Source organism: Streptomyces aurantiacus (assembly GCF_001418335.1).
In the GTDB taxonomy this organism is placed as follows: Bacteria; Actinomycetota; Actinomycetes; order Streptomycetales; family Streptomycetaceae; genus Streptomyces; species Streptomyces aurantiacus.
Genome location: NZ_LIPP01000205.1, coordinates 1 through 9,190, shown reverse-complemented (window position 1 = coordinate 9,190; position 9,190 = coordinate 1). Strand labels below are relative to the sequence as shown.

Annotated in this window: 8 protein-coding genes and 1 pseudogene; 2 read left to right on the top strand and 7 right to left on the bottom strand. The window is 72.2% G+C overall.

Going from position 1 to position 9,190, the window contains the following annotated elements:
* From AOK01_RS25680 to AOK01_RS25660, 5 genes are all read right to left on the bottom strand, one after another.
* Positions 1-365 (bottom strand): ROK family protein (locus AOK01_RS25680; protein WP_157871486.1); only part of this gene is annotated, 365 nt, incomplete at its 3' end.
* Positions 366-418: 53 nt separating this feature from the next.
* The gene (locus AOK01_RS25675; protein WP_055515651.1) at positions 419-955 is read right to left on the bottom strand and encodes a DUF5304 domain-containing protein; all 537 of its coding nucleotides are present in this window, start codon (positions 953-955) and stop codon (positions 419-421) included.
* A 58-nt stretch (positions 956-1,013) separates the two neighbouring features.
* The gene (locus tag AOK01_RS25670; protein WP_055515649.1) at positions 1,014-2,195 is read right to left on the bottom strand and encodes an ArsA family ATPase; all 1,182 of its coding nucleotides are present in this window, start codon (positions 2,193-2,195) and stop codon (positions 1,014-1,016) included.
* A gap of 51 nt (positions 2,196-2,246) precedes the next feature.
* Positions 2,247-2,780, bottom strand: a complete 534-nt coding sequence (locus AOK01_RS25665) for an SRPBCC family protein (protein ID WP_079103736.1) — start codon at positions 2,778-2,780, stop codon at positions 2,247-2,249.
* A gap of 142 nt (positions 2,781-2,922) precedes the next feature.
* The gene (locus AOK01_RS25660; protein WP_245702410.1) at positions 2,923-3,783 is read right to left on the bottom strand and encodes a metallophosphoesterase family protein; all 861 of its coding nucleotides are present in this window, start codon (positions 3,781-3,783) and stop codon (positions 2,923-2,925) included.
* A 295-nt stretch (positions 3,784-4,078) separates the two neighbouring features.
* Between AOK01_RS25660 and AOK01_RS25655 the strand changes: the two genes are divergently transcribed.
* Complete coding sequence (locus AOK01_RS25655; protein ID WP_055515647.1) at positions 4,079-5,875, top strand: AMP-dependent synthetase/ligase; 1,797 nt, start codon at positions 4,079-4,081, stop codon at positions 5,873-5,875.
* 183 nt (positions 5,876-6,058) lie between these two features.
* Here the strand turns inward: AOK01_RS25655 and AOK01_RS25650 are convergent, their stop codons facing one another.
* On the bottom strand, positions 6,059-7,201 hold the full coding sequence (locus AOK01_RS25650; protein ID WP_055515645.1) for a glycosyltransferase family 4 protein: 1,143 nt from the start codon (positions 7,199-7,201) through the stop codon (positions 6,059-6,061).
* 135 nt (positions 7,202-7,336) lie between these two features.
* Here AOK01_RS25650 and AOK01_RS25645 point away from each other — a divergent pair, with 135 nt between their 5' ends.
* On the top strand, positions 7,337-8,584 hold the full coding sequence (locus tag AOK01_RS25645; RefSeq protein ID WP_055515653.1) for a glycosyltransferase 87 family protein: 1,248 nt from the start codon (positions 7,337-7,339) through the stop codon (positions 8,582-8,584).
* A gap of 71 nt (positions 8,585-8,655) precedes the next feature.
* Here the strand turns inward: AOK01_RS25645 and AOK01_RS25640 are convergent.
* A pseudogene (locus tag AOK01_RS25640) lies at positions 8,656-9,190 on the bottom strand (hypothetical protein); the annotation flags it as partial.

Genomic DNA, 9,190 nt, shown 5'->3' with positions numbered 1-9,190 from the left:
ACGGTGTATTTCGCGCCGAACTTGTACTCGCCCCAGGCTGCCGCGTTCGCGTCGTTCTCGACCACGACGGGCAGGCCCACCCGGGCCTCCACCGCTGCCTTCAGGGGCTCCTGCCGCCAGTCGATGTTCGGCGCGAAATACACCGTCGAGCGCTGCCGGTTGACGTATCCGGCGGCACCGATGCCCACTCCGACGATCTCGTGCCCGGCCCTGGCGCCCTCGACGGCCGCGGCGATCGCGTCCACGATCGCCTGCGGCGTGGTGGGGGTCGGCACCTTGAAGGTCGAGAGGATGTTGCCTTCCTCGTCGACCACCCCGGCCGCGATCTTCGTGCCGCCGATGTCGACGCCGATGGTGAGTCCCATGAATCCCTCAGTTTCGGTCGAGCCCCGCTACGGCCAACCGTACCCGAGCGGCTTCAGTCCAGGTCGATGTGTTCCCCGCTACCGGTGCCCTCGTCCCGGGGGCGCGCGGCGGTGTCACGGGTGGTCCAGCGCCGCTCCTGCGCCTCGACGGCGGAGCGGTACGCGGCGAGCAGTTCGGAGCCGGCGCTCGCCAGGTGGTCGAACACGTCGGGATTCCGCTCGATGACAGGCTCGACGGCGGCCTTGGCCTGCTGCACGACCTGGTTCACCACCTGCTGGGCCGCGCCGCCCGCGACCGCGCCGAGCAGCGGCGACTGCAGTCCGGACAGCTTGTCGGCGACGGCGTCGACGAGTTTGCGCAGTTCCTCGGCGGCCGAGGCGGGCGGCCTGCCGTGCTCGGCGCGGCGGCGGGCCTTCTCCGCGGCGAGGTCCTCGGCGCACGCCGTCGCCCAGGCGTCGTCGTCGGTCGCCCGGACCTCGTGGCGCGCCTCGTCCCGGACCGTGGCGTCGCGGACCGTGGCGTCGTGCACCGTGCCGAGTGCGTCATCCCCTGCGTCGGATGCGTCGGGCGTGGGGCGCTCATCGCTCATGGCGGACTCCAAGCATTGGCTCTGTGTCTCTCGACGTTACCCGAACGGGGTAGGGCGTTCACCGTGTCCGCGGCCACAGATCCGGGTCCGGCGCGAACCGGACACGCAGTTCGCCCTCGCGCAGGGAGGCGCCGTCCACCGCGCAGCGCCGCAGCGCGGAGGGGAGGGAGACGATCCGGTGGAACCGTCCCGCGGTGACGAGGAGTTCGTCCCCGCGCCGCACGAGGTCGAGTTCCTCGCGGGCCGCGCCGGGGAGCGGGATGTGCCAGACGAGCACGCCCTCGTCGGCGAGCCGGTCGACGACGGGCCAGTCCAGCGGCACGGGGGCGCCGCCCGGCGTGGGCACGGGGAGCGCGGCGAGGTCCTCGGCACCGCGCGGGTCACGGCCGAGGTGGGGCACTTCGTATACGTCGTACGTCTGTCCCCATGCGGCATGCCACTCGTCGAGGGCCTTGCGCTGCTGGGCGGCGAGGCCGGCCAGCCAGGTGTCGGGGGACGCGTCGGGCAGGACGCGATTGCCGATCAGGGCGTCGGTGCGCAGGCCGCGCAGGGCGAGTCCTGTGACGGCCGACCGTACGGCGTCGGTGCCCGCCGGGCCCGGCTCGGCGACCAGCCGTACGGTCGTGGCCGGGTCCTCGACGGCCAGCTGGACCGCGGCCAGTTCGACGTCCCAGCGGGCCGCCGTCTCGTACAGCCGGTCCGTCGGCATCGGCACGCCGGCCAGGCGGCCGAGGACGGGGCGCAGGGCGCGGGCCGCCTGGCGCTCGGCGGGCAGCAGGCGGCGCAGGTACCGGCGCAGTTGTTCGGGGAGGGCCAGCAGGGCGAGGGCCTGCGGGGCGGGCGGCAGGTCGACGACCAGCAGGTCGAACGTGTCGGCCGTGGCCGCGTCGCGCAGGGCGCGGAGCAGGGCGAGTTCCTCGGCGCCGGGCAGGGGGGTGAGCTCCTCGGCGTCCAGCCGGGCCGAGCCCAGCAGGCCGAGGGCGGTGGAGGCCTGCTCCTGGAACGCCAGGAGGCCCGCCCGGAAGCCCTCGGTGGCGTCCGGCCGCCAGGCGGTGAGGCCCGGGGCGGTCTCGGCCGGTGTGCCGCCGGTGGGGACGCCGAGGACGGCACCGAGGGTGTCGGTGCGGTCCGCGGAGAGCACCAGGGTGCGGGTGCCCCGGCGGGCGGCCTCCAGAGCGGTGGCCGCGGCGACGGTGGTGCGGCCGGAGCCGCCGGGGCCGGTGATCAGGATGGTGCGCATGGAGGTGAACGGTACGTGGTGGAGCGGCGGTGGCGGGCCGCTGCTTGTCGCCTACTTGTCGCCGGGCTCCACGCCGGTCCCGCCAGTCCTACCGGTCCCGCCCGTCTCTCCGGTCCCGCTCGTCCCGCTCGTCTCTCCGGCCTCGACGCCCGTCGCCTCCACGCGCTTCTTCAGTCCCGCCAGCGCGCGGTCGATGATGACCTTCTCCGCCTTGCGCTTGATCATGCCGAGCATCGGGATCTTGACGTCGACGGTGAGCCGGTAGGTGACCTCGGTGGCGCTCAGGCCCGCAGGCCTGAGGGTGTACGAGCCGTCCAGGGAGCGGAGCATCTGGGACTTGACCAGGGTCCAGGAGACCTCGTGGTCGCCGGTCCAGGTGTAGCCCAGGGTCTGGTCGTCCTTGATGGCACCGGCGTCCATGACGAGGCGCACCTGCTCCGCGCGGCCCTTCTCGTCCGTCGCGAGCACCTCCGCCGACTTCACCTCGCCCGTCCAGTCGGGGTAGCGGGCGAAGTCGGCGATGACCGCCATGACATCGGCCGGTGCCGCCTCGATCGTGATGTTCGAGCTGGTGTGTTCCGCCATCGCCGTGGCTCCTCCAGATGCGGTCCGGACAGGGGGTTCTGCGGGTTCTGCGGATACGAACGCTTCTACCTGTGTGCGCAGCGTGAAGGCTACCCCGCGGCGGCGCGCCCGCCGTCTTCGGCCCTGCGGGTGCCGGTGGCCCTCACCACTCCAGCGCCCACGGCTTCCCGGTCCCGGCGAAGTGACCCACGTTCACGCACTCCGTGGCGCCGATCCGCATCCGCCGGGCGAGCGGCTGATGGACGTGCCCGAAGAGCGAGTAGCGGGGCCGGGTGCGCCGGATCGCGTCCAGGAGCGCCCGGCTGCCCCGTTCGAAGCGCCGCGCCACCGTGTCGTAGACGAGCTCGGGCACCTCGGGCGGGATGTGCGTGCACAGCACGTCGACCTCCCCGACGGCCTCGATCTTCGCCGCGTACTCCTCGTCGCTGACCTCGTACGGCGTCCGCATGGGGGTACGCAGTCCGCCGCCGACGAAGCCGAAGACCCGGCCGCCGATCTCGACGCGCTGCCCGTCGAGCACGGTGGTGCCGGGTCCGGCGTACTCCGGCCAGAGAGACGGCATGTCCACGTTGCCGTAGGTGGCGTACGTCGGGGTGGGGAACGCCGCGAACAGTTCGGCGTACTGCTTCCGTACCGCCTTCTCGATGGCGGGGCGGCGGTCGACACCGGCCCACAGCCGGGCGCCGAGGTCGCGCGCCTCCTCGTACCGGCGGGCGGTGCGGAGCTCGACGATGCGGTCCGTGTTCTCGGCGCCGAAGAGGTCCGGGAAGATGCCGCGGGAGTGGTCGGCGTAGTCGATGAAGAGCACGAGATCGCCCAGACAGATCAGGGCGTCCGCGCCTTCGCCCGCTCCGGCCAGGTCACGGACGTTGCCGTGCACGTCGCTCACGACGTGGACCCGGGTCCGCCGGGACTCCCGGATGTCGCCTCGGATGCCGTTCCGGCCGCCGTCGCGGATGTCGCCGCTGTCGCCGCCGCGGTCGCCGTCTTGTGTGCCTGCCATGGCGATCAAGGGTAGGCCTGTGGAGCAAACGTGTGTAGACGCGGGCGGACCTGCGCTTACTACCCCGTCAGTAACGGGTTGGACTACTGTGCGCGAAGGAACGCCAACACGTGTGACGCGGGGAACATCTCAGCGGAGCCCCTGTCGTAGAGGCAGTACCGGCGGGTAACGTCCGGGCAGTCCAGTCGTGCTCAGGGTTTCAACAACCGACTCCCGGAGCACCTGCCCGAGCCTTGGACCGCTCCGTCGCATCACACCACGTCGTGGCGCCGGCGCCCTATGAGGAGCAGCAGTCTTGCGCGAGTTCAGCCTTCCGGCTTTGTACGAGGTCCCCGCGGACGGCAATCTGACCGACATCGTCCGCAGAAACGCCGCGCAGCATCCTGACGTCGCGGTCATCGCCCGCAAGGTGGGCGGCGCCTGGACGGACGTCACGGCCACCGTCTTCCTCGCCGAGGTGCAGGCCGCCGCCAAGGGTCTGATCGCCTCGGGCGTGCAGGCCGGCGACCGCGTCGCCCTGATGTCCCGCACACGGTACGAGTGGACGCTGCTCGACTTCGCGATCTGGAGCGCGGGCGCGGTCACCGTACCGGTGTACGAGACCAGCTCCGCCGAGCAGGTCCAGTGGATCCTCGGCGACTCGGGGGCGTCCGCGATCGTCGTGGAGCTGGATTCGCACGCGGCCACCGTGGAGTCGGTGCGCGACCGGCTGCCGCAGCTGAAGCACGTCTGGCAGATCGAGGGCGGTGGTGTCGACGAGCTCGGCCGGGCCGGCAAGGACGTCACGGACGCCGCGGTCGAGGAGCGGGGCTCGCTCGCCAAGGCCGACGACCCGGCGACGATCGTCTACACGAGCGGCACGACCGGACGCCCCAAGGGCTGCGTGCTGACCCACCGCAGCTTCTTCGCGGAGTGCGGCAACATCGTGGAGCGGCTGCGGCCGCTGTTCCGTACCGGCGAGTGCTCGGTACTCCTCTTCCTGCCGCTCGCGCACGTCTTCGGGCGGCTCGTGCAGGTCGCGCCGATGATGGCGCCGATCAAGCTGGGCACCGTACCGGACATCAAGAACCTCACCGACGAACTGGCCGCGTTCCGGCCGACGTTGATCCTCGGTGTGCCGCGCGTCTTCGAGAAGGTCTACAACTCGGCGCGAGCCAAGGCGCAGGCGGACGGCAAGGGCCGGATCTTCGACAAGGCGGCGGACACGGCGATCGCGTACAGCCGCGCGCTGGACACCTCGGCGGGCCCCTCCATCGGCCTGAAGATCAAGCACAGGGCGTTCGACAAACTCGTCTACAGCAAGCTGCGCGCGGTGCTCGGCGGCCGGGTCGAGTACGCGATCTCGGGCGGCGCTCCGCTGGGCGAGCGCCTGGGCCACTTCTTCCGCGGCATCGGCTTCACGGTCCTGGAGGGCTACGGCCTGACCGAGTCCTGCGCGGCCACCACCTTCAACCCGTGGGACCGCCAGAAGATCGGCACGGTCGGCCAGCCGCTGCCCGGCTCGGTGGTCCGCATCGCCGACGACGGTGAGGTGCTGCTGCACGGGGAGCATTTGTTCATGGGGTACTGGAACAACGAGGCCGCGACCGAGGAGGCGCTCGCCGACGGCTGGTTCCACACCGGCGACATCGGCACCCTCGACGAGGACGGCTACCTGCGCATCACCGGCCGCAAGAAGGAGATCATCGTCACCGCGGGCGGCAAGAACGTCGCCCCGGCCGTGATCGAGGACCGTATCCGCGCGCACGCGCTGGTCGCGGAGTGCATGGTGGTCGGCGACGGGCGCCCGTTCGTGGGAGCGCTGGTCACCGTCGACAACGAGTTCCTGGGCCGCTGGGCCGACGAGCACGGGAAGCCTGCCGGCTCGACCGCGGCGTCGTTGGCCCAGGACCCGGATCTGCTCGCGGCGATCCAGAGCGCGGTGGACGACGGCAACGCGGCGGTGTCGAAGGCGGAGTCGGTACGGAAGTTCCGGGTGCTGGCGCACCAGTTCACCGAGGAGTCGGGGCACTTGACGCCGTCGCTGAAGCTGAAGCGGAATGTGGTGGCGAAGGATTACGCGGCCGAGATCGAAGCGATCTATCAGAGCTGAGGGCGCGCGCCCACTCGCCGTGGGTGGGCGGGGTGTACTCGCGGCTTGCGCGCCGCGGGGGCTGGTCGCGCAGTTCCCCGCGCCCCTAGGTACCTAGGGGCGCGGGGAACTGCGCAATCTTTTGGGCCCGCCCCCACCGGCCCGCAGGCGCCACGGAACCAGCGAGCCGCATCCCCGTAGGCGCTACAGCAAAAGCCGGAGGCGGGTCGCCAAGAGGTCCCAGCGCCACCTCTCCTCGACCCACTCCCGCCCCCGCTCCCCCATACGCCGCCGCAACTCCCCGTCGCCGAGGAGCGCGACGATCCGGTCCGCCGTGTCGTCCGCGGAGTCGCCCCGGACGACCCACCCCGTCTCCCCGTCGAGCACGGCGTCGGGCGCGCCGCCGGAGTCGCCTGCGACGACGGGAAGGCCCGTCGCGGAGGCCTCCAGGTAGACGATGCCGAGCCCCTCCACATCCAGCCCCCCGCGGCGCGTACGGCACGGCATGGCGAAGACGTCCCCCGCGCCGTAGTGGGCCGGGAGCTCCGACCAGGGCACGGCTCCGGTGAAGCGGACGGAGTCGGCGACCCCGGTCGCGTGCGCGAGCCCCCGCAACTCCTTCTCGTACGGCCCGCCGCCGACGATCAGCAGCACCGCCTCCGGCTCGCTCGCCAGGATGCGCGGCATGGCGCGGATCAGCGTGTCCTGGCCCTTGCGCGGCACGAGGCGCGAGACGCAGACCACGACCGGCCGGTCGGTGAGACCGAGGCGGGCCCGGACGACGTCCCCGCCCGAGCCGGGGTGGAAGGTCTTCTCGTCCACGCCCGGGGGCAGTTGCACCATCCGGCCGGCCGCCTCGGGGCTCAGCGCGGCGGCGATCCGTGAGCGGGTGTACTCACCGAGGTACGTGATCGTGTCCGTCGACTCGCCGACCCTGCGCAGCAGTTGGCGCGCGGCAGGCAGCTGCGCCCACCCCGCCTCGTGGCCGTGCGTGGTGGCCACGAGACGCTCCGCGCCCGCCTTGCGCAGGGCAGGGGCGAGCAGCCCGAGCGGGGCCGCCGCGCCGAACCACACCGAGGTGCAGCCGTGCTCCCTGAGCAGCCCGGTGGCCCGTCGGGAGACGGCGGGAGTGGGCAGCAGCATGGTTGTTCGGTCGCGTACGATGACGAAGGGCTGTTCGGCGTCGAAGGCGGCTGTGGCCTCGGCTCCTTCCCGGCTCCGCTTCCACGTGGAGGCGTAGACGACGAGCCGTTCGGGGTCCAGACGCAGCGCCATGTTGTGCAGGAAGGCCTGGATGCCGCCCGGTCTCGGCGGAAAGTCGTTGGTCACGATCAGGGTCTTGTGCATCGCCGTCGACAGTACCGAACCCGCCCCTCGCCGCCCCGCCCGGCCGCGTTCCACGGCTCGCGCACAGCCACACGAGGGAGCATGACCGCGCAGAAGACGGCACGGCGGAACACGTACGGAAAGAGGCAGGTGGGCATGGCGGGAGCCAGGGGGCCGAGGTTCCCGTACGTACTGCTGGCGACCTGGGGCCTGACCAGACTCCTCCTGCTGCTCTTCGTCTTCAAGGTGTTCGTCTTCCCCGGCCCGGACGTCACGAGCGACGTCTCGGTGACCTACCAGAACTGGTACGAGGTCCTGCGCACCGGCACCTTCCCGCTGGACGACGTGACCTGGCAGTACCCGCCGGCCGCCGCGCTCGCGATCCTCTCCCCCGCGCTGCTGCCGTTCCTCGCCTACACGCAGGCGTTCTTCGTCCTCGCCTTCGTCGCCGACCTGATCGCCCTCTCACTGCTCCTGTACGCGGGCCTGCGCCCCGACAGGTCGCTGCGCGGCGCCTGGGTGTGGGTGGTGGGCGTGCCCCTGCTCGGGCCGACGGTGTACGCGCGGTACGACGTGATGGTGACCGCCGTCGCCGTGGCCGCGATCCTCGCGGGCGTCCGGCATCCGAAGGTCATGGGCATACTCGCCGCGTTCGGCGGGCTGCTGAAGGTGTGGCCGCTGCTGCTGCTCGTGGGCACGGCCGGGCGCAAGGCGGGAGGCAGGGCCTGGGGCTCGGCGGCCGCGACGGCCGTGGGCCTCGCGCTGCTGTTCACCGTGGCGATGCCGGGCGCGTTCGCGTTCCTGACCTTCCAGCGCGACCGCGGGACCGAGGTCGAGTCCCTCGGCTCGCTGGTCTTCCACATCGCCCGGCACCACGGCTGGCAGGGCGAGGTCCTGCTCAACTACGGCTCGGTGGAATTCCTCGGCCCGTACGTGGACGTGGTGAGCACGGTGGCGCTGATGCTGACCGGGCTCGCGTTCGGCTGGCTGCTGCTGTGGCGGCTGTGCGCGACCCGGTTCCTGGTGCACACGGCCGCGGACGCCGCGTTCGTGGCGGTGCTCCTGTTCACCACGACGAGCCGGGTCATCAGCCCGCAGTACATGGTGTGGCTGATCGGTCTGGCCGCCGTGTGCCTGGTGTTCCGCGGCAGCCGGATGGGCCTGCCGGCGGGGATGGTGGTGGTGGCGAGCTTCTTCACCGTCCTGGAGTTCCCCGTCTACTTCGGGGACGTCGTCGCCAGCAACGGCCTCGGCATCACCCTGCTCGTGATCCGCAACGGCATGCTGGTCGCCGCGACCGTCACGGCGGGCGTGCTCCTGTGGCGCGACACCGTCTCGCCCGCGGTCCCGGCCCCGGTGACCCGCCGGACCACACCCTCCGGCGAGGAATCACTGACCCCCTGAGGACCCCTCGACGACCCCCGGATGACTCCCGATGGCCCCTGACGGCCCCTGACGGAAGCTCACCCGAGAGCTCACCCGAGCCGATCGCGCACGTACTCCCGCCACAGCTCCGTGAAGCCCTCCGGTGACATGTCCAGGACCTCTCGCAGCCCCGCCGCCACCGCCCCGGCCCGCTTCCCGTGCGCCCCCACGACCCCGTAGAACTCGCCCAGCCGCGCCTCGCCCCACCGCTCGGCGATCATCCGGCAGGCCAGCCATCCGCTCTCGTAGGCCCGCGCCAGCTTCCCCGCGTCGCCGTCGAACCCGAAGTCCCCGTCGGCGGGCAGCGCCGCGGGCGCACGCCCGTCGACCACCGCCCTCGTCAGCTCGGGCGCGACCTGGGCCGGCGTGCGGCCGGTGCCCCGGTAGCCGACCCAGTCCGCGTACCCCTCCGACAGCCACAGCGGGGTCGCCGCCGAGGTCGCGGCGCGGGTCGCGACATGGGTCGTCTCGTGCGTGAGCACGACCTGCCGGCCGAAGGAGCCCAGCACCCCGTACGCGTCCGGGTTCACTATGATCCGGTCGGCGGGCGCCTTCCCCGAACCCCCCGCCTCCCCCGTGGTGACC